This window comes from Mucilaginibacter sp. SG564, assembly GCF_013149275.1.
Classification (GTDB): domain Bacteria; phylum Bacteroidota; class Bacteroidia; order Sphingobacteriales; family Sphingobacteriaceae; genus Mucilaginibacter.
Map to the genome: position 1 here is coordinate 630,582 of NZ_JABGNA010000001.1, position 21,561 is coordinate 652,142.

17 protein-coding genes and 1 pseudogene are annotated in these 21,561 nt (G+C 42.1%); 8 read left to right on the forward strand and 10 right to left on the reverse strand.

Features of this window, described 5'->3' with window-relative positions; all coding sequences use genetic code 11:
• Positions 1-11 precede the first annotated feature (11 nt).
• Together FHW89_RS02260 and FHW89_RS02265 are read left to right on the forward strand one after the other, a co-directional pair.
• Positions 12-695 (forward strand): HAD family hydrolase, encoded by a 684-nt coding sequence (locus FHW89_RS02260; protein ID WP_172333373.1) that lies wholly within the window; start codon positions 12-14, stop codon positions 693-695.
• Between the two features lie 84 nt (positions 696-779).
• The gene (locus FHW89_RS02265; RefSeq protein ID WP_172333374.1) at positions 780-1,943 is read left to right on the forward strand and encodes an MFS transporter; all 1,164 of its coding nucleotides are present in this window, start codon (positions 780-782) and stop codon (positions 1,941-1,943) included.
• 16 nt (positions 1,944-1,959) lie between these two features.
• On the opposite strand, the gene FHW89_RS02270 is transcribed toward FHW89_RS02265, so the two are convergent.
• Together FHW89_RS02270 and FHW89_RS02275 are read right to left on the reverse strand one after the other, a co-directional pair.
• The gene (locus FHW89_RS02270) at positions 1,960-4,335 is read right to left on the reverse strand and encodes an ABC transporter permease (RefSeq protein WP_172333375.1); all 2,376 of its coding nucleotides are present in this window, start codon (positions 4,333-4,335) and stop codon (positions 1,960-1,962) included.
• 176 nt (positions 4,336-4,511) lie between these two features.
• Positions 4,512-4,895 (reverse strand): nuclear transport factor 2 family protein, encoded by a 384-nt coding sequence (locus tag FHW89_RS02275; RefSeq protein WP_172333376.1) that lies wholly within the window; start codon positions 4,893-4,895, stop codon positions 4,512-4,514.
• 140 nt (positions 4,896-5,035) lie between these two features.
• Between FHW89_RS02275 and FHW89_RS02280 the strand changes: the two genes are divergently transcribed.
• The 6 genes from FHW89_RS02280 (at position 5,036) to FHW89_RS02305 (ending at position 12,273) form a co-directional block, all read left to right on the forward strand.
• The gene (locus tag FHW89_RS02280) at positions 5,036-5,515 is read left to right on the forward strand and encodes a thioesterase family protein (RefSeq protein WP_172333377.1); all 480 of its coding nucleotides are present in this window, start codon (positions 5,036-5,038) and stop codon (positions 5,513-5,515) included.
• Positions 5,516-5,582: 67 nt separating this feature from the next.
• The gene (locus tag FHW89_RS02285) at positions 5,583-6,341 is read left to right on the forward strand and encodes a helix-turn-helix transcriptional regulator (RefSeq protein ID WP_172333378.1); all 759 of its coding nucleotides are present in this window, start codon (positions 5,583-5,585) and stop codon (positions 6,339-6,341) included.
• A gap of 372 nt (positions 6,342-6,713) precedes the next feature.
• Positions 6,714-7,742 carry a sensor histidine kinase gene (locus FHW89_RS02290; protein ID WP_172333379.1) on the forward strand — a complete coding sequence of 343 codons (1,029 nt, stop codon included), beginning with the start codon at positions 6,714-6,716 and terminating at the stop codon, positions 7,740-7,742.
• The gene (locus tag FHW89_RS02295; RefSeq protein ID WP_216650448.1) at positions 7,739-8,455 is read left to right on the forward strand and encodes a LytTR family DNA-binding domain-containing protein; all 717 of its coding nucleotides are present in this window, start codon (positions 7,739-7,741) and stop codon (positions 8,453-8,455) included. The genes FHW89_RS02290 and FHW89_RS02295 overlap by 4 nt, the downstream gene beginning before the upstream one ends.
• Positions 8,456-8,557: 102 nt before the next feature.
• Complete coding sequence (locus FHW89_RS02300) at positions 8,558-11,473, forward strand: TonB-dependent receptor (protein WP_253952143.1); 2,916 nt, start codon at positions 8,558-8,560, stop codon at positions 11,471-11,473.
• Complete coding sequence (locus tag FHW89_RS02305) at positions 11,470-12,273, forward strand: DUF4249 family protein (protein ID WP_172333380.1); 804 nt, start codon at positions 11,470-11,472, stop codon at positions 12,271-12,273. The genes FHW89_RS02300 and FHW89_RS02305 overlap by 4 nt, the downstream gene beginning before the upstream one ends.
• An 8-nt stretch (positions 12,274-12,281) precedes the next feature.
• Here FHW89_RS02305 and FHW89_RS28760 read toward each other — a convergent pair.
• The 8 genes and pseudogenes from FHW89_RS28760 to FHW89_RS02345 form a co-directional block, all read right to left on the reverse strand.
• Positions 12,282-12,509 (reverse strand): annotated as a pseudogene (locus tag FHW89_RS28760) (helix-turn-helix domain-containing protein); the annotation flags it as partial.
• A gap of 346 nt (positions 12,510-12,855) precedes the next feature.
• Positions 12,856-14,115 carry a lipopolysaccharide assembly protein LapB gene (locus tag FHW89_RS02315; protein WP_172333381.1) on the reverse strand — a complete coding sequence of 420 codons (1,260 nt, stop codon included), beginning with the start codon at positions 14,113-14,115 and terminating at the stop codon, positions 12,856-12,858.
• A gap of 7 nt (positions 14,116-14,122) precedes the next feature.
• A complete protein-coding gene (locus FHW89_RS02320) occupies positions 14,123-15,238 on the reverse strand; it encodes a lipopolysaccharide assembly protein LapB (RefSeq protein ID WP_172333382.1) in 1,116 nt (371 codons plus the stop codon).
• 5 nt (positions 15,239-15,243) lie between these two features.
• Positions 15,244-17,814, reverse strand: a complete 2,571-nt coding sequence (gyrA, locus tag FHW89_RS02325; RefSeq protein WP_172333383.1) for a DNA gyrase subunit A — start codon at positions 17,812-17,814, stop codon at positions 15,244-15,246.
• A gap of 153 nt (positions 17,815-17,967) precedes the next feature.
• Complete coding sequence (locus FHW89_RS02330) at positions 17,968-18,588, reverse strand: class I SAM-dependent methyltransferase (RefSeq protein ID WP_216650449.1); 621 nt, start codon at positions 18,586-18,588, stop codon at positions 17,968-17,970.
• Between the two features lie 155 nt (positions 18,589-18,743).
• A complete protein-coding gene (locus tag FHW89_RS02335) occupies positions 18,744-19,142 on the reverse strand; it encodes a hypothetical protein (RefSeq protein ID WP_172333384.1) in 399 nt (132 codons plus the stop codon).
• A gap of 130 nt (positions 19,143-19,272) precedes the next feature.
• Positions 19,273-20,187, reverse strand: a complete 915-nt coding sequence (hemF, locus tag FHW89_RS02340; protein ID WP_172333385.1) for an oxygen-dependent coproporphyrinogen oxidase — start codon at positions 20,185-20,187, stop codon at positions 19,273-19,275.
• A 125-nt stretch (positions 20,188-20,312) separates the two neighbouring features.
• A complete protein-coding gene (locus FHW89_RS02345) occupies positions 20,313-21,551 on the reverse strand; it encodes an MFS transporter (RefSeq protein ID WP_172333386.1) in 1,239 nt (412 codons plus the stop codon).
• Positions 21,552-21,561 lie beyond the last annotated feature (10 nt).

A 21,561-nucleotide genomic window follows, 5' to 3' on the forward strand; every position in this document is an offset into this window, starting at 1 on the left:
AAAATCAAACCATGAAATACATTATTTTTGATATCGACGGAACTTTAACCGATACGACAGAGGTTGACGATCGTTGTTTTACACGGGCCCTGGAAGATGTTTTTGGATTCAAAGGCTTTGAAACCAATTACGGTCATTATGTAAATACCACCGATTCTGGTATTATTGATCAATTATTCCAGGAACAGCATCAGCGTACCTATACCGATGCAGAACGGGAAAGCTTTATCAGTCATTTTTGTAATTTGTTAAAAGCGGCTTATGCGCAGGAAAAGCATTGCATGAAAGAAATACCCAAAGCCGCCCAGATTTTCAATACGCTTTGTGGGCAAGAGGGGATAAGTATTGGCTTGGCTACGGGTGGCTGGCGTGAGTCGGCTTTATTTAAGCTGCGTTGTGCCGGTATCAATCTGGAAGGTTGTGTTGCTACTTCTTTTGCTCAGGATGCCAAAGCCAGGCGCGATATTATTGGCAATACCATCAGGCAGATGAACGAACAGCATAACATAGAAGTACCCAAGAACGATATTGTTTATGTAGGCGATGGTCGCTGGGATTATGAAGCCACGAAACAGTTGGGGATCCGCTTTATCGGTATCAACAATAAAAAACTGGCCGAGATCAGCCATATTGTAAAACTGGACGATTATGATGAAATTCATCAGCACCTCTGGAACCAGGCTGTGCCTGCTTAATACTTAATGGATAATACCTGTCTGGAATAACCGATATTCCGGACAGGTAATTTTACTACCGCCCCCGGGCTTTTAAATAAATGTATGTTGTCATCACCAGTATCCACTTCATCTATTGATATCAAGCGTTCGCATCGCGTTGCTACCTGTATATTTTTCTTTATCTGCGGTTTAACCTATTCCAGCTGGACCTGCCGCATACATGATCTGAAAGCATTTTTTAGTTTGAACAATGCTGAGCTGGGCAGCGTATTATTTGCTTTGCCCATAGGGCTGCTCACCAGTTTACCTATTTCGGGCTGGATGGTAACCAAGTATAAAAGTCGCCGGGTACTGATAGCCGCTGGCATACTTTTTCCACTGGTTTTATGTATGATTGGCTTGATAACACATATATGGCAGCTGGTTATCGTGTTGTTTTGCTTTGGCTTTTTGAATAATGTTTTTGAGGTAGCCATGAATACCCAGGCAGTAGGCATCGAATCATTATATGGCCGGTCTATCATGGCATCCTTTCATGGTTTATGGAGTTTGGCCGGTTTTAGTGGCGTGGCTATAGGTACGCTGGCTATAAACCTGGGATGGCCGCTTTGGATGCATTATATCATTATTGCTGTACTCTGCTGGATCATGGTATTGATCTCCTTTAAAAACCTGTTGCCCGAGGATGAAGCCTCAGAATCGCAACCGCTGTTTGCCAAGCCCGATTATAATATACTGAAACTGGGTTTCATCGCTTTCGCGAGCCTGATAACCGAAGGAACGATGTTTGACTGGAGCGGCGTTTATTTCCAGAAAGTAGTCACCGTACCAGAAACCTTAACCACCGTAGGCAGCGTAGCCTTTATGGCCACCATGGCTATGGGCCGGTTTACCGCCGATGGCCTGGTAACCAAATATGGTGTGAGCAGGATTTTGCAATGCAGCGGTGTGATCAGTACAACAGGTTTATTGCTTGCGGTTCTGTTTCCTAACATATACGCGGCTACAGCTGGTTTTTTAATGGTAGGGATAGGCGTATCATCGGTAGTGCCATTGGTATTGGCCATAGCAGGTAAATCAAAAACATTGGCGCCGGGTATTGCCATTGCGGCAGTATCAACAGTCGGTTTTCTGGGTTTCCTGATAGGGCCACCGTTGATCGGTTTTATCGCGCAAGCAACAAATTTACGCTGGTCTTTCACACTGATCGCATTATTAGGCCTGGGTACTACGTTTATGGCTTCACAAATTAAAAAGATGATATGATGGTTGCATCATATCATTACTCTGTCCGCAAGCTCTTGATAGGGTTAACAACGGCTGCTTTTACAGATTCATAGCTAACCGTAAGCCATGCAATTGCCAATGCAGATACCGATGCTATGATGAATACCAGCCAGCCTACATGGATATGATAGGCAAAACCCGTTAGCCAGGTGTTCACAGCGTACCAGGAAAGTGGTATAGCTATAACTATGGCTATCAGGATAAGCCTGGTGATGCCAGAAGCTAATAAATAAACAAGGCTTAATACCGATGCACCCAGCACTTTGCGTACACCAATCTCTTTGGTGCGCTGCTCGGCCATAAAGGCAGATAAGCCGTATAAACCCAGGCAGGAGATAAAAATACCCAATGCGGCAAACAGGTTAAAAATTTCGCCCATTTGTTGTTCGCCTTTATAAAGGTTAGCCAGATCCCGGTCAAGAAAATCAAATTTGAAAGGGTAGGCCGGGTTAAGTTCCTGGCTTATGGTTGATAATGCCTTTATGGTAGCATTGGTTTTGCCGGGCAATGTTCGTACTACTATAAAGCTGCCATTTTTATTAAACGGCATAACCAATGGCTCTATAGCTTGCTGGATCGGTTTAAAATTAAAGTCTTTCACCACGCCAATGATAGTACCCTTGTTGCCCCAAAGTGTTAATGGTTTACCTATTGCAGCATTAGGCTTTAAGCCCATAATGCTCAGCATTTTTTCGTTAACCAGGTAGTTAGCTGAATCGGTTTTAAAGGCCCTTGAAAAGCTGCGGCCCGCTATCATCTTCATCCTGAATGTATGGGTAAAATCCTCGTCCACACCCATTACCGGGAAAATTGTTTGGGCGCGGGGATCTTTGCCGGGCCAGTCAACGCTCATTGTCCAGCCGCCGAGGTTGGTGGGCAGATCGGTAATGATAGAAAAATCGCTGGTAAGCGGGTTGGCATTTAATTCGTTTTTTAAGGCTTGCTTCTTGCTCCAGATGTCTCCGGTTACGGGTATATACAAAAGATTAGCCTTTTCAAAGCCGGGGTTTCGTTCGCGGATAAATTTAAGCTGGTTGTAAATAACTACGGTGCCAACCAGTAATACAATAGAAACCATGAACTGGATTACAACCAGGGCGTTGCGAAACAATAAATTGCCCCCCATTGATTTTACATTGCCTTTGAGTACTTTAACCGGGTTAAAGCCCGAAAGGAATAAGGCAGGGTAGCTGCCAGAGATAAGCCCGGTTAACAGGGCAATACCAAACAGACTTAACCAGAGCTTCACATCATACACATCAATACTGAGTTTTCTGTTGGCCAGTTCATTAAATACAGGCAGGAATAAAATAACGATCCCGAGCGCAAGCAATAAGGACACAAAAGAAATAAATACCGATTCACTTAAAAACTGGAAGATCAGTTGCCCACGTACAGCACCGGCCACTTTACGTAAACCAATTTCTTTAGCCCGGCGGGCCGACCTTGCGGTAGCCAGGTTCATGAAATTAATGCAGGCTACTACCAATATCAAAACAGCGATAATAAAAAAGATGCTTACATATTGCGCGTTTCCATGGCCCGGCGAATCGCCCAATCTTTCGGGTGCCAGGTGGATCTTGGTTAGAGGTGCCAATTGAAAAGAAGCTTTTACTTCGATTCCCGGGGTATGTTTTAGCGATATCTGGTCAATTTGCTTTTCCAGTTTTGATAAATTGGCTGGGGAAGGATCGAAGTTTTTATCTAACAGAACATAGTCATAAAAATTAAAATTAGTCCACACGCTATTTTTTAAATCATTATTCGTCCTGGCTAATGAGGCCATTGGAAGAATAAAATCAAATTGCAGATCGGAGTTGGCAGGGATATTGGCCAAAACACCGGTTACAACCACGTTTTCTTTATTGTCTTTTCTTATTATCTTCCCAATAGGGTCTTCGTTGCCGAAGTATTTTGTGGCCATTTCCTGCGTTATTAAAACGCCATCAACCTGATTTAATGCTTGGGTACGATCGCCCTTCACTAACGGAAAAGAAAACACATCCATAAAGCTCGGATCGGCATAAAACGCACGCTCTTCCTGGAATTTTTTGTTATCCACTTCAAATAAAACAGAAGGAAAAGCTGGTTGTAAACGAACTGTATTTTTAATAACTGGCATTTCCGCTTTCAAACCGGCAGGCATGCCTGCAGAACTTGCCGCGGTTTTTGAATCACCAAAATCGTTATTGATGCGATAGATCTGGTTGGCATTTTTATGGGACTTGTCGTAGCTTAATTCGTTTTGTACCCAAAGTAAGATTAAAATACTTGATGCCAGGCCTATGGCTAAACCTGTTATATTTAAAATGGAATAGGCTTTATCCTTAACGATATTCCTGTAAGCAAGCTTAAAGTATGTTTTGATCATGGTGCGGCCGGTTTTAAAATGTGTCGATACTACCTCAAGTATGCCAATAACGTGCCTTTATTATAATATATTGATTATTAGTGATTTATAACTCATATAAAAGCTCAATTGTTCGGAAATGTTACAGTTGCTGTACGTTGCCGAACAGAAACTTTCCTGCAAAGTATTGTAAAGTTTTAAGGGAGTTGCCGAACCCATTGGCTTCGCCAGGCAGGTGCTTCGAAAGCATCGGCGAAATACTGTGTCTCGTGTACCACTTTACCATTGCTGAACTCCATAATGCTCACCGTGTATGCCGATTGCTCCTGGTAGGTGATGGTATATTCGGTGATCCAAAGATCGCCTTGTCCCAGCATTCGCTTAATATGGAAACCCGATGGTTTACCCGGATGATGGCTCCGCAAGGCTTGTAAATTACTTCGGCCAAGGATGCGCTCGCCCGATTGGGGATAGTCACAAATGGCATCGTCTGCATAAATATCATGTTCCGCGTTTATATCACCAACTGCCGACGCGCGCCAGTGCGCATTCAGGGCATCAAGTATTTGTTCTTCTTCCATGGGTGTCTGTAATTAAGTTGCTTGAAAATAAGGAAAATAACTGCAACGATGATTATCGCCCTGGAAAAATCATTTTGTCGTATTTTTCCAAATCATTCTTATTCCTGATGCTTTCTTTTGCAGGTAGTTATAAAAATATCATGGAAAAAATATTAAGCTCCAGCTACAAGATCCGGTTTCAGGATTGTGACCCATTTAATCACTTAAACAATGCCAGTTATATTAATTACTTCATTAATGCCCGCGAAGATCATTTACTGGATAATTACAATTTTGATGTGTTCGAAAATTTAAAAACCACGGGTGAGGCCTGGATTGTGGTATCTAATCAGATATGTTACCTGACCCCGGCAAACGTGATTGAAAATGTACTCATCGAATCACAGCTGATCGCCTTCACTCCCAAAAGTGTCCATATCGAAATGCGTATGTGGAACGAAAGCAAAACTAAACTGAAGGCCATGCTATGGACAAACTTTGTGTATTTTAACACCCAAACGCAAAAGGCCACTAATCATCCTGCGGCAGTTACTGAATTATTGGAAAACATATTGTTGCCTGTAGAACAAAATAATTTTGAGGAACGACGTAATTTCCTGATGCGAAGAGCAATAGCGTAATTAAAAACCTGGAAAGAGCGGCAAAAAATCGTTAATTTTATTCAGGATAGGGGTAGGAAGTTTGTTTATGAGCTCATTCAGGTATGTCGAAATTCCTCCGGTTGAACATCTGAGGGATTTTATAGATACGTATTGGATAATGGAAACCGGACCGTTATACCAGCCGACAGAGGTACGGTTATATGCGGATGGCACTACAGATATTTTTGTTAATATGGGTAGCACCAGGCCTTTACTTAACAATACACCGCTTTTACCCGGTACTATTTACTTTGGTGGCACCATGACCACTTCAAGCCTTATTCAACGTTTGCCGAACAGCATATTCATTGGCATCCGTTTTAAGCCCGGCGGTTTCGCATTCTTTTATAAACTACCACTGCAAGAACTTACCGATGAAGTTATAGAGTTCCCGGATCGTTTTCTGTATGATCTGCTAGATGTGGATGCTCAAGTTACCGATCGTTTGGATGATTTCTTTACCCGGAAAATCAAGGATACCCGCAACCTGATTTCTTTGGCTAAAACTGTAGAAAACAATAAAGGGAAAATTACGGTAGATCAACTGGCTAAAAAACATCACATCACCAACAGAACCCTGGAGCGTATGTTTAATGAACATATGGGGATTAGTCCAAAGGAGTTTATTAAAGTGATCCGGTTTCAGCAGGTTTTGAAAAGGATTCGTAAAAAAGATTTTAAAGAAGGCCTTTCACAGCTTGCATATGAAATGGGTTATTATGACCAGGCGCATCTGTCTAATGAAGTTAAACGATATTCAGGGTTTGATCCAACAACACTGGCAACCTTATTTAAGTCGCGTTAAAATAAACTACACCTGTTATTTGATAATTCTTATAAATTCGCTTGCTTTATTATCAGCGTTATTTTTGAAATACCAACAGATGATTACTAAGTTCCCAATACTTGTTATTTGCATGTCACTTGTAACATTAAGAGCTGCAGCACAGCAACTGCCTGTAGCTACCAACATGCAAAAAGCATACACCACGGCTACGCGGGATAAAATATTATCGCAGAAATAATCATTTTTAAGATCTGTACAGCTGTTTCTTTGACTGTGTTTTACGTTAAAAAATGTTAAATCAGTTCACTTTGACGTATGTAGGCAACAGTAGCTATAATTTCGCCAGCTAACGTGCGTTCCCATACCAAAACTAAAACTGATTCACTCCCGATGGTTAACTTAAGCCGTATAAAACCTGCCATATTGCTGGAGGTGCTGCTGCATGTGCTCTTTTGGGCGCTCATCACTTTACTGCCGTTATTTTCTGCAACACCGCACCGGTTTATCCCGTTTCAACATATCGTGTTGATCAATACACTGCTTGCCGTTGTTTTTTATTTGAATGCCTTTATCCTTATACCTTTTTATTTGAATGAGCACAGGCAACCCTGGATATTCTTTTTTCTATTGATCCTTACCTTTTTATTGGCCAGTGTGCTGATTACTTGTATGCGTCCAAGAAATTTTTTTCCACCGGGTATGTTTGCGGGGCACAGACCACCGCCGGGACGTAATTTTTTCATTTTGCCGCTGATAGCTATTACCGCCGGCAGCTTTGCTTACCGGTATCTTACCGATCATTTTCGCTATGTGGCCAGAAAAGGGGAGATTGCTAATGCCACCATGGTTTCGGAGATCGCTTTTCTGCGTTCGCAGATCAGTCCGCATTTTATGTTTAATGTGATCAACAGCGTTGTAGCATTATCCCGGTTGAATCCCCCGGCTGTTGAACCTACGCTTATACAGTTGTCTCAATTATTGCGCTACATGCTGTATGTATCTGATGAGGAACGAATTACGCTGGGGCGGAAAATGGAATACCTGAACAGTTATATCCAACTGCAAAAACTCCGTTTCGGTTCTGCTGTTCAGGTAGATTTCGATGCGCACATCGGTTCGCCCGAAAAAACAATTGAACCCATGCTGCTTATTCCCTTTGTTGAAAATGCTTTTAAACACGGCACAGGCGATGTTACTAATCCTTCTATAGCGATCAGCCTGATAGCCGACAACCGCATGCTTGATTTCAGGGTATCCAATCAATACAACCCGGTTGAACTTAATAAGGATGAACATCACGGTATAGGACTTAACAATATTAAACGCAGGCTTGCACTGCTGTATCCCAATAAACACCGTTTGGACATTCAACAATTAAACAGCACCTACAATATTCACCTTCAATTGCAATTAAAATGATACGATGCCTTATTATCGACGACGAACCATTGGCGCTTGATCTGTTAGAGGATAACCTGCGGCAGGTTGATTATATACAGGTAACAGGAAAAGCGCGCAACGCGGCAGATGCCCTCAGGATATTAAGAGATAACCCGGTAGATTTGATCTTTTGCGATATACAGATGCCCGGGATCAGCGGTTTGCAAATGGTAAGCAGTATGACCGTGCGGCCAATGATTATTTTTGTGACTGCCTATGAGCATTTTGCCCTGCAGGGCTTTGATTTAGAGGTGCTGGATTACCTGATCAAGCCTGTTCCGATGGATCGCTTTCTGCGAGCCTGCCAGAAAGCTTACCGCGTTATGGAAACACGCCAAGCAGCGCAAATATTACCTGCGGCACAGTCGCGCAATTATCTTTTTGTTTATTCGGATTATAATCTGATTAAGATCAACCTGGATAAGATTGAATTTGCAGAAGGCCTTAAAGATTATGTGAAGATCCACCTTACAGGTGCCGACAAACCCTTGCTCACACGAATGAGCATAAAAACGCTGGAAGCTCAATTACCGGCTGAACGTTTTTACAGGGTACATAAATCGTATATTATCAATGTAGATTATGTACAGCATATTCGCAGGGGTAAGATAAAAACATTAACCAGCGAGCTACCGCTAAGCGATGCTTACCGCGATATGATTGATAGAATGACCGGGAAAGCTTTGGCGTAAACGCACAATTGGGCCCCTTGTCTACACATTCGGCCCGATGGTCTCATTTATTTTTATCGTCTGCGCATAGGTTGCAAATTGCCTGCTGTAACCAGCCCGCGAATGAAAAAACTGTTACTTCTGATCTTCCTGATAATTTGCACCTGTTATGCCAACGCGCAAAACACCAAACAATTACTACGTAAGGATACACTCAACAAATTTGTATCCAGTCCTTTTGATGAATTGCTGGATACAATTTCTGTTAATTACGGGTTAAAAATTGTTTTTGAGCGCGATTCACTGCATAGATATGATGTGGTGGAACACTTTTTTCAAGAGCCCTTAGAAGATGTGCTCGGTTTCTGCTGCAAAAAATTCAACCTGCACTACTGGACCGATGCCAGTGGCACCGTGTTTATTGTAAAGGATGTAGATGATATGCAAAGGCTGAAGCAATTGGCTAAAACCCTGAAGTCGCCAAAATCAGCTCTTAAATCCAAGAACCCGGATGGTACGCCCGTAGAACAAGATCGGGGTTTTGACGCCATGTATGAAGCCGAACAAAAGGCCGCTAAACTTAAGCAGGCGAATGCTTCACCACCGGCAGCAGAGGGTGGAGGTGTGGGTCAAAAATCAAAGGCTGTATCAACTAATAAGATGTCGTTACAGGCTAGCCAGGTTGATAAAACTAAGTCAAATTCGCACCTTACCGTAAGTGGTAAAGTAGCTGATATGAACTCGGGCCTGGCTTTACCCTCGGCAACAGTTCGGGTGCGCAATACCAATCTTACGGTTGTTGCCAATAATGATGGTAATTTTACTTTATTTAATGTACCCGCAGATACCTGCACATTGGATGTTTCTTATTCCGGCTATCAGCCAGACAGTTTCAAACTCAACCCCGATCTGCTTCAAAAGCCCTTAGTACTTTCCTTGTTACCAGCCCTCACTACGTTAAATGAGGTTAATATCATGGGGCAAAAAAGTGGCGTAATGAATACCGATGTTAAAAAGGTTGGCGTGCTACAACTTACACCGGCCAATCTTGACAAATTGCCAAACCTTGGCGAAAAGGATGTAATGCGTGCCTTCCAGCTCATGCCGGGAGTAGGGGCAACCAATGAATCCTCCTCAGGAGCATATGTACGGGGAGGCACGCCTGATCAGAACCTGGTAACCTTTGATGGTTTTACTATTTACCAGGTAGACCATCTTTACGGTTTTTTCAGTGCTTTCAACAGCAACGCGATAAAAGAAGTACAGCTGTTTAAAGGCGGTTTTTCCGCGCAATATGGGGGGCGCCTTTCCAGCGTAACGCAAATCAGTGGTAAGGATGGTAATACTAAACAAGCCGCTTTCGGGGTTGATGTCAGCCTATTGAGTTTAAACGCATTCATGGAAACGCCGATCAACGATAAATCATCACTTTTGATGACATTCCGGCGCTCGTACCAGGGGCCTTTTTATGATAAGATCTTCCACCAGTTTAATACATCTACCGGTGGTGGCTTTGGCGGCGGGGCAGGCGGTGGCGGAAGAGGTGGATTCGGTCAGCAAACCACACCGGCTTCTCATTTTTATGATGCCGATGTACGATACAATTACCGTGCAGATCAGAATGACATATTTACCTGGAGCTTTTACTCAGGTGAGGATAATACTGATAATAGCCGGCAACTTGAGTTACCTTCTTTTTTGGGCGGCACCGCGCCAGATATTACCGACTATACCAAATATGGCAACCTGGCCAGCAGTTTAAAATGGTTCAGGCAATGGAATAAACAATTACACTCCAACACCTATATAACTTATTCTTCTTATTTCAACGACAGGAATCGCTCAACAACCGGTACCACCACCGATAGCAATGGTAACCAGACGAGTTTTAATAACGGTACGGTGGAGAATAATAATTTGAAAGACGTGGGCCTGAAATCAGATTGGGTGTGGGAAATGAATAACAATTTCAAACTTTTATATGGCGGTTTTACATCCTTTCAGCATATCAACTATGATTACATCCAAAATGATACTTCACACCTGATCAATCAGCACAATAGTGCCTTCTCGGGAGGTGGTTACCTGGAAGCCGAATATGACCCTACAAGCGCGTTGCATGTGCAGCCGGGGATTAGGGCCACTTATTATAACCCAACCAGTAAGGTATATGTAGAACCACGCCTGTCGGCAAGTTATGTTTTAAATGATAATTACACGATTAAATTCGCTACCGGGCAGTTCTACCAGTTCATGAATTCGGTAACACGCAATGATATTGCCAATGGCAACCGTAATTTTTGGGTTTTATCCAATAATAACGATATCCCTGTTGGCCGGTCGCGTCATTTAATGGGAGGGGTGGCTTATGAAAATGATCAATTTTTGATAGATGTAGAAGGATACTACAAATGGCTCTCCGATTTAACGCAATATAACATTACCCAAACCGGTTTCGGCCGGGGAGGGGGTAACCCCACTGTTACCGAGGATTTTTACACAGGTTCGGGACGTGCCAAGGGTATTGAAGTGCTCGTTCAGAAAAAACTGGGCCAATATACCGGCTGGTTGAGCTATACACTAGCGAATGCCGAGAATAAGTTTGCCATTTATGGTAATAATTATTATCCCGCCGATCAGGACATACGCCACGAGTTTAAAGCCATCAATATGTATCATGATAACCGCTGGAATTTTTCGGCAGTATTTATATTCAGTACAGGGCATCCATACACTGCTCCTTTGTCAACCTATACGCTTACCGGTGTGGATGGTAACCGCACCGTTTACTTTAATGTGAGCGGTAAAAATGCAGAGCGTTTGCCAGATTATCACCGGCTCGACCTATCTGCTACTTATGACCTGCTGAAAATCAGCGGCGATAAAATAGGAAGCATCGGTATCTCGCTTTTTAATGTGTACAATCACGTGAATACCTGGTATAAGGAATACTTTATTCGCAATAACGCGGCGGTGAGCACCGACGTTGATTACCTGGGCTTTACACCTAATATTACTTTAAGTTTAAGATTTAAATGAAACGCAACCTATATTTCATTTGGCTAACCGGTATCATCTTTATGGTGACGACCGGATGTAAGAAAAATAATCTCAATTCGACAGGGCAACCTGTAGTTCAGGCTTACCTTTTAGCAGGTCATCCCATTACAGTTAATCTGTATCAGCAAAAATCGTTGACTGATACCGCGAATTATGGCCCAGCAATAACCGGGCAGCAGCTTTATATATCTGATGGAAGCAAGCAGATCCAGTTGACCGAAACCACAAAAGGTACGTACACTTCGAATGATAGCACCTTCCTGGTTTCGGGCAAAACTTACAGCCTGAGCTTTAAATATTTGTCACAAACAGTTTCTGCGAAAACCGTAATGCCATACAAACCACAAAATTTTCAGACGCAATATGGCCAGGTTTATTATGAGAATGATAAAAATACAACCCGTGGAGAGATTGATACATTGAACAAATTTACCTGGGATAACCCCGATTCGCTCAACCATGTCCTGGTATTTGATAATATCGAAAAAACAACGCTTCCGCTACGGGCAGGCATTATATCCAATAGCGGATCATATCAATTTATAATGCAGGCAGATCGAAAATCGGTGTATTTCGTAGAGTCTGACAGCTTTCCTTATTACGGTAATTTCCAGGTGGTTTTGCTCAGTGTGAACCAGGAGTATGCCGATCTGTTAAAGAGCAATACCCTTGGTTCCAATTCCCAAAACCTGCTCAATACACCAACTAATGTGGTTAATGGCATAGGGATCTTCACTGCTTTTCAATCAGATACCTTGAGTTTTATATTACGATATTAAAGATGGATTTAGTTATTCCGTTGCCCGGTTAATGCTGTTGGCGTTACTCCAAAAAGTTTTTTAAAAGCAAATGAAAAGTGCGACAGGGCTTCGAACCCAAGGTCCTGGTAAATTTCGGAAGGTTTTTCATGCTTGCTTTGAATTAAAAAATGAGCTTCCTGTAAACGTTTTTCCACCAGCCATCGGTTGGGTGTTTGATTAAAGATGAATTTGAAATCCCGCTTAAAGGCCGATAAGCTTCGCCCGGTTAAATAGGCGAACCGTTCAACGCTTACATTGAATTTATATAAGCAGCAGCTCTTCGCGTTTTACATCAAAAAAAGCTTTATCCATTTGGCCATCGGCATTATTAATAAGGTGTTAATGACCGAACAAAGTTTGGGATCAGCTCATTATCCTCAAACTGTAAAAAGGATGTATCAGATTTAAATCTTATTAAATTAACCTGGTGCTTGCTCTGGAAGGTTTTTAAAAATGGTTCGTCAAAATGTAATTGAATTTTTTTCACATAATTAACATTATGTTAAGTAATAAAATCAAAAAGAGAGGCTTTTATAAAAAGCCCCTCTCCTGTATGATATCTTATTGACCGTTTAGCGCGTCAATTTTCTTTTTGGTTGCTTCTGCGTTAACGTTATCTTTTTTACCTAAGTAGTAAGTTCTCAGGTTTGTTAAAGCGTCAATTGATTTTGGATTTAACTCTGTGGCTTTCACCAGGTATGGTTTTGCCAGGTCGAATTGTGCATTGGCTTTATTAATAGCCGCGTCATATTCTTTTTGTTTGTTGGCAGGTAATTTATTTGCCGCGTTGTAGGCGTCAATGGCTGGGTTTAAAATTACGTAACCTAAGTTCAGGTTAGCCTCAAAGTAGTTTGGATCAATTTCCAGGGCTTTTTTGTACATGTCTGCAGCCTTGGTGTAATTATCAACTTTTTGTTGCTGTAAAGTATTTTTGGCTGCAGCGTCTTTTGCTTTGGCTTGTTCTTTAATAATGGCTTCGGCAGTTTGTGAATAAGTTAAACCTGCGTAGTAGTATAGTGTTTTGTTTTTAGGATCGGCAGTTAAAGCAGCTTGTATTTTTTGAATCACTTCTTTTTCTTTACCGGTTTGCAGGCTTATTTCAATCTCTCTTTTACGCAGATCGGTATTTGATGGATATTTGGTTATACCTTCGCTAACTGATTTAAGAGCGTTGGTAGTATCCTTATTAGCTAAATAAAGCGATGATAAGTCCATATAAACACCCGCGTTTTTGGAGTACTTGGTGGTTACCAGTTTGTTATAATTGGTAATTGCCGCTGCATAGTTCTTAGCGTTGGCTGCTGCTAAACCTGTGTAGTAAATAGCGTTGGTATCCTCAGGCAAAACAGTACGGTAGTAATCAAATGAACGGTACGCCTGATCATATTTTTGAGCACCGTATTCAGCAACACCTTTGGTTAATTGGTATTGAGCCAGGTTTAAATAAGCGTTATCAATTACTTGTTTGTTTTCGCCTTTGGCATCCAGTTCTTTGGCTTTTTTTAATGACTCATCGGCAGTTGTAAACAAAGGTAATGAGGTGGCAGCAACAGTATCCTGAACGGCCAGCGCAGCATAAATGGCGCCTTTTAAAGCAAAAGTTTGTGGTAAGTTGGCTGTTTTTTCATTAGCAGCAGCTTTGTCTATAGAGGTTTTGGCAGTTCCAAGGCTTTTAGTAGCAACGGCTAAAGTAGCTTTTGATCCCCTTAGTCCTTCGTAATTGTCATATTCACTTTTTGCAGTGCTTAATTCACCTTTTTGTGCAAACGTTGTTGCTGAAACTAAGCCTAACAGGCCCGCCATCAAAAGTTTGATTTTCATAGTTTATTTAGTTTGTTAACTGTTTTAGTTTACTGTTTATTTTATCTAATTGATCTTTATTGCCGGTTTTAGTATAAACCAGTTGCAGCGCTTTTAAGCCCTGTACATTATTAGGGGATATTTCGTTAGCTTTTTCAAGCCATTGTACAGCACGACCGATATCCTGATCCTCGCTCCCCTCCTTTGCATTGGCGCTTTGTTTTAAATAAAGCAAGCCCAAATTAAAAGCGGGATCGTAGGCAGAACTGTTTAACTCAATTGTACGCAGATAAAGTGACTCCGCCTTATCAAATTTATTCAAATGATCATAGCAATTAGCCGCTACAAATGCAATATCGGCGTTATTTGCATTAATATCAAGTAATGGGCCTATTAATGGCTCCAGGGCCTTGTAATTTTTCTGGTTGTTGTAAATGTTTGCCTCATCGAGCAGCAAGAAGCGGTCGTTGGGTAGTACCTTCCTCCCCTTTTGCAATATCTCTAAAGCTTTGGAGGTATCTCCTAATGATTTATAAATACTGGAAGCGGTTTCAATGTATTCGGCGCGATTACTGTCAACCGCTAATAATCTGCTGTAGTATTTCGCTGCATCTACTAAATTACCAGCCTTATTGTTTGAATAGGCTATATAATCATTAATTTGTTTAAAGTTGGGGGCATATTTGCGTGCGTTGTCAAATGCTTCCCTGGCTTTGGTGAAATCTGAATTATTGGTAAACTCAAATCCTTTACGGATGTAAACATTGGCTAAGCAGCGCTTGCTATAATCAATTTCTGCCTGGAATTTGTATTCCTTTTTATTTGCCGAAAGTTTATCAACTAAAGTCGAAGTTTCCGGTAATAATTTATCCGGCTGACCCAGTTTATTGAGCGAATCGATATACAGAATGCTCGCGTTAACCAGGGCCCGGTAGGTGTTTTTTTCCAGATCGGCCGTGTCTGATTTGGTAATGATCAGGCTATCAGCCGATTTTTTGGCCGCTGCCAGGTACTTCAGATCATTCTTTTGCTTATAGTAAGCCAGATTATTAACCACAACCTTTAGCGCTTCGCTTTGAGCAAAGGCAAAGGTTGTAGTCATTGATGATATTATAACCGCCAGGATAATTTTACGGTAACCCATATTGTTTATTCAGTAGTTTCTGTTGCTGATTCGTTGCTGTCATTAGCTGCTTCATCACCATCACCGGCATCATTTACGGCATTTTCATCCAGTTCGGCCTCTTCATCCTCGTCATGCTCAATTTTTGCAACAGAAGCTATTTCGTCATTACCTTTTAAAGTAATTAATCTAACGCCCTGTGTGGCACGGCCCATAGTTCTCAGCTCGCTAACCGCTATACGTATAATAATACCCGATTTGTTGATGATCATCAGGTCTTCTTTATCAGTAACACCTTTTATGGCCACAAGGTTTCCGGTTTTTTCGGTAATATTTAAAGTTTTTACACCTTTACCACCGCGGTTGGTTACCCTGTAATCATCAATATCGGTACGTTTGCCATAGCCTTTTTCTGATACTACCAGAACGGTTGTTTCGGCGTCGTCAATACTGATCATACCTACTACTTCATCGTTGTCGCTATCTAATGAGATACCACGAACACCGGTTGCGGTACGGCCCATCGGTCTAACAGTCGACTCATTAAAGCGGATAGCCCTGCCCGATTTTAAGGCCATCACAATTTCGCTGCTGCCTGTGGTTAAGGTTGCTTCCAGTAACGAATCGCCGTCGTTGATGTTGATGGCGTTGATACCATTGGCACGCGGACGTGAGTAGGCCTCGAGCGAGGTTTTTTTGATGGTACCTTTGCGGGTACACATGATAATAAAGTTGTTCTCCAGGTAGTTCTGATCCTTAAGGCTGATGAGTTTAATATAAGCCTTGATATTGTCTTCCTTAGGGATATTGATGATATTCTGGATAGCTCGACCTTTGGAGGTACGTGTGCCTTCCGGAATTTCAAATACCCGGAGCCAGTAACACTGGCCAGATTCGGTGAAGAACAACATGTAGTTGTGGTTGGATGCTACCAGCAGGTGTTCAATAAAGTCTTCATCGCGGCTATTGCTGCCGATAGAGCCTTTACCCCCTCTGCCCTGACGACGATATTCTGTTAAAGGCGTACGTTTGATATATCCTTCGCGCGATATGGTGATCACCACATCTTCGTCCTCAATAAAGTCTTCGGTTTGCATTTCGGCGGATGAGTGAACTATTTCTGTTCTGCGCTCATCACCGTATTTGTCTTTTATTTCAATCAGCTCGTCCTTAATGATCTGCATCCTTAAACCTTCGTCATTTAAAATTGAATTTAAATAGTCGATCAGTTTCATTAACTCCGCGTATTCATCTTTGATCTTGTCGCGCTCCAGTCCGGTTAACCGGCGAAGCGTCATATCCAATATGGCACGGGCCTGTATATCGGTTAAACCAAACTGGCTCATCAAGCCTTCGCGGGCTTCATCAGGTGTTTGTGATGCACGTATCAGGCGAATTACTTCATCCAGATGATCCAGGGCAATTAATAAACCCTCTAATATGTGGGCGCGTTTTTCCGCTTCGGCCAATTCAAATTTGGTACGGCGAACAACAACCTCGTGTCTGTGCTCCACAAAATGGTGAATCAGATCTTTCAGGTTCAGCATCATTGGCCGGCCATTAACCAGCGCGATATTGTTTACGCTGAACGATGTTTGCAGCGCGGTATATTTGAACAGGTTGTTCAGTACTATAGCAGCATTGGCTTCCCGTTTAATTTCATAAACTATACGGATACCTTCGCGGCTTGATTCATCGCGGATAGCGGATATACCTTCCAGTTTTTTATCATTTACCAGGTCGGCAGTACGTTCAATCATAAGGGCCTTGTTTACCTGGTAAGGTACTTCGGTCACCACAATCCGTTCGCGGTCGCTGCCATGGGTCTCAATTTCGGCCCGGGCGCGGATCACTACCCTGCCCCGGCCTGTTTCCAACGCTTCGCGCGGGCCTTCAAAACCATAGATGATACCACCTGTAGGAAAATCCGGACCTTTCACAAATTTCATCAGTTCGGCTATCTCTATCTGGCGGTTATCTATCAATGCGATGGTAGCATCAATCACTTCAGAGAGGTTGTGCGGTGCCATATTGGTAGCCATACCTACCGCGATACCAGATGCACCGTTAACCAGCAGGTTAGGGAATTTACATGGCAATACGGTTGGTTCCTGTTCCGACTCGTCAAAGTTTGGCTGAAAATCGATAGTATCCTTGTTGATATCAGCTACCATTTCTTCGGCCAGTTTTTTCAGGCGGGCCTCGGTATAACGCATAGCCGCTGGTTCGTCACCATCCATCGAGCCGTAGTTGCCCTGACCGTCAACCAGCAGGTAACGCAGGTTCCAGTCCTGGGCCATACGCACCATGGTATCATAAACAGATTTATCACCGTGCGGGTGATATTTACCCATTACGTCGCCCACAATACGGGCCGATTTTTTATAAGGCTTGTTGTTATTTAAGCCCATATCAAACATGCCATATAAAACACGTCTGTGTACAGGTTTTAATCCGTCGCGGACATCGGGTAATGCCCTGGAAACGATCACCGACATTGAATAATCAATGTAAGCGGATCGCATTTCTTCGTCAATATTTATCGAAATTATTCTGTCTTCCTTGCTTGAATTGTCGTTTTCTGTTCCTTCAGCCATTTTTATTAATTTGTGGAATCTTCTCTATAATTGCGCGTTAAAAAGTGTTTTTTAAGCGACTTGCGAAGTTAAGAAAATAGTTGATTATTGTGCCAATTTTTGGTTCAATAGTTCATTAGTGCTATTGATTTGCGTAAAAGTTAATAGGTTACCCTACGCGATCTTTTTAGCCACCCACAGCGAGTCATATTGCCGGTAATAAACATAAGATGATGAGTTCATCACCAGATTTTGTATTACATAGGTAGGGCCCAGCTCATCACGTGTTTGATCATAATCATGAAAAGCGATATAGCCACCGATAGCAACCTTAGGTGAAAATAGCTCAAAATCGAGCTTACAACCTTCTATGGAATGATCGCCATCAATAAAAAGCACGTCTATTTTGTTAAAATCTGCGGCAAACTGGTAGGAATATCCCCGTTTGGCAACAATTTTTGACAGCACTTTAAGCCTGGTCATGTTATCCATGAATTTGGCATAAAGATCATCAGTGCCTTTTTTTTCGGCGTATATTTTTTCACTATCCTTATCCAGGCCGCCATCAGCATTAAAAGGATCAATGGCATAAACCCTGCCCGATCTGAGCCCTCTGGATAAGCAATAGGTGCTTTTACCCTGCCAGCTGCCTATTTCAACTACGGTGGCATTGCGTGGTGCCTTAAGGGCTAAAAGAAACAATCCCATAGCCTCGCGCTCAGTAAGCCAGCCGTCCAGATCTTTGAAATGGCTGATATATTTCATGATCCGGCCTTTTATCCATTGTTTAATCATAGTGGTTTATTGGTATTATTAGTTCATTAGTGTCAATGGTTCATTAGTTTATTAGTAAATGATTTAACAAAAATCACCAAACCAATTTAATGCAATATATTACCCGATACAAACCAATGAACTAATAATACCAATGAACTAATGAACCATTGACACTAATGAACCCTCACCCAATGATCTTCGATCTTGTTGCCATTGGGTAAGGTAGCTAAAAGTTTAAGCGTATCGTTGCTCACTGTATAAGCGTATTTTACAGTTTTGCCCAACAGTTTTGATGGTTGATTGCAATAGGTTTGTGTTTCAAAGCAGGTATCTGCCTGTAGTTTATAGTCGCCCTTTTCGTAAATAAAAGTTTTTTGTCCCTTTTCAATTACTTTGGCCTGGTAATGCAGATCGTCATACGTACGCTGCAATGTGTAGCTGGTGGATACGCTGTCCTGTTTACCATTAAACAGCCCTCCCCTATACTCCCAAACGCCTTTTAACGGGCTTTCACCATTAGTAAAGCCGCATAATAGGGCAATCAGTAATACCGGGAAGATCGTTTTTTTCATAGTATTTATTTTTTAGTATCAAGTAGTTAGTATCAAGTATCAAGATTTTTCTTCTTCAATACCACATTTGAGTGTCGTGATACTTGATACTAGCTGCTTGATATCAAATTCTGCTACTTGATACTGACTCTCAAGCCCAGTTAATCCCTTTTTTGAGTAAAGATAATGTCCTTTCTTCTTCGCTGCCTGCTACAGGCTGATAGTTATAGATCCATTTGGCTGTGGGCGGTAAGCTCATCAGTATAGATTCGATACGGCCATTGGTTTCCAGTCCAAATTTGGTGCCTGCATCATATACCAGGTTAAACTCGGTATAGCGGCTGCGGCGCTGGTATTGCCAAAGTTGCTGTTCTTCGGTAAACGCGCTATGGCGGTTACGTTCCACCAGTTCGGTATAGGTAGGGATGAATGATCGGCCCAGGGCTTTTGAAAACTCAAAAATGCTCTCCCATGATAACTCCTCATTGGCAGTTAAGCGATCATAGAATATGCCGCCTATGCCCCGGGTTTCGTTACGATGTTTGATATAAAAATAATCATCGGCCCAAAGTTTAAACCGGTGATAAAAATCATGATAATAAGTATCACACACCGCTTTGATATTACCGTGGAAATATCGGGCATCAGCATCAATAATGTAATGTGGTGTAAGATCGATACCGCCGCCGAACCATCTTTTTGGCTGCTGATCGCTGCCTGCTGGTGTTGGCATTTCAAAATACCGGATATTCATGTGGATGATAGGCACCAAAGGATGGTTCGGGTGAATCACGATAGATACGCCGGTAGCAAAAAAATCGTCCGACTCTACCTGCAGGGCCTTTTGCATATTTTCGGGCAGTTTACCATGAACGGCCGAGAAATTCACGCCTCCCTTTTCAAATATATTGCCGTTTTGGATGATGCGGGTTCTGCCGCCGCCGCCGCCGTCACGTTCCCATACTTCTTCTTCAAACCGGGCTTGGCCGTCGGTTAATTCCAGCGCCGCGCATATTTCGTCTTGTATCTGCTGGTAATCGGTGGCTATTTGTTCTTTGCTTATCATAGGATGTAAAAATACTTTTTTAGTATCAAGTAGCTAGTATCAAGTATCAAGATTTCCGGTAGTTTATAAATATGCTTTTCAAAAGTCGTGATACTTGATACTAGCTACTTGATACTATCTTCAACCTAACTGATCTCCACATAATCCAGATCCTTGCCAAAGGTTTCTTTGAGCTGACTTAAAGAGAATAAGGCTATCAGGGTTAATATACCCATCATAATGTAACCACTGGTTATAACGCCGTAATTTGCCTTAAATGCGTTAAATGCTATTGTTATTGGAATAAGGGATCCGCGTACAAAGTTTGGTACCGTTGTGGTTACGGTTGAACGTATATTGGTGCCAAATTGCTCTGAAGCAATGGTAACAAATGTAGCCCAATAGCCAACAGTGCACCCCATAAAGAAGCTAAGCCATACAAAACGCTCGGGGGTAATACCTGTGGCACTCAGGTAAAAATATACGCTTACCAGCGATAATAATAGAAAAACAGCCATGGTTAGTTTTCTTGATCTGGTGATCTGGGCCAGCAAGCCTGCGAAAAGATCGCCAACTGCTATGCCGATATAACTATAAAAAATACCATCGCCTGGTTTGATGATTGTTTTTGCGCCAAGTGCTATCCCAAACTGGTCAGAAAAGCTGATCAGCACGCCGACCACATACCATAACGGTGCACCTATCAGTATGCAATAAAGATATTTTTTAAATCTGCTCCAATTGGTAAAGAGCATAAGCATGTTTCCTTTTGATACTTTACTTTGTTCGATATTCTTAAACATTCCCGATTCAAAAGTACCTATCCTCAATAAAAGCAAAAGTACTCCCAGGCCACCTCCTACGAAGTAAGCATTTCGCCAGCCAAATTTGGCAACCATGTAAGCAGCAGTAGCGCCAAACAGGCCAATAACGGCAACCGTCATGGTTCCGTACCCCCTTTTTTCTTTGCTTAAAGTTTCACTTACCAGGGTAATACCAGCACCCAGTTCGCCTGCAAGACCAAGACCTGCGATAAACCTGACAATGGCATAGGTATTTACATCGTGCACCAAACCATTAGCAAAGTTGGCAATGGAATATAATAAAATTGAGCCGAAAAGAACTTTAATGCGCCCAAGTTTATCACCAACAATACCCCATATAATGCCTCCTAAAAGAAGTCCAAACATTTGGATACTGATAATAAACTGTCCTTTACTTGTTATTTCCTCGGGAGTTAAACCAATATCTTTCAGGCTGCTTATCCGTACAATGGAAAAAACAAGCAGGTCATAAATATCAACGAAATAGCCAAGTGAGGCAACAAGAACCAGGAATAGCATGTTCCTTGTGGCTTGGGCCGATGGTGTTGTAGTAGTAGTCATATGTTTTTCA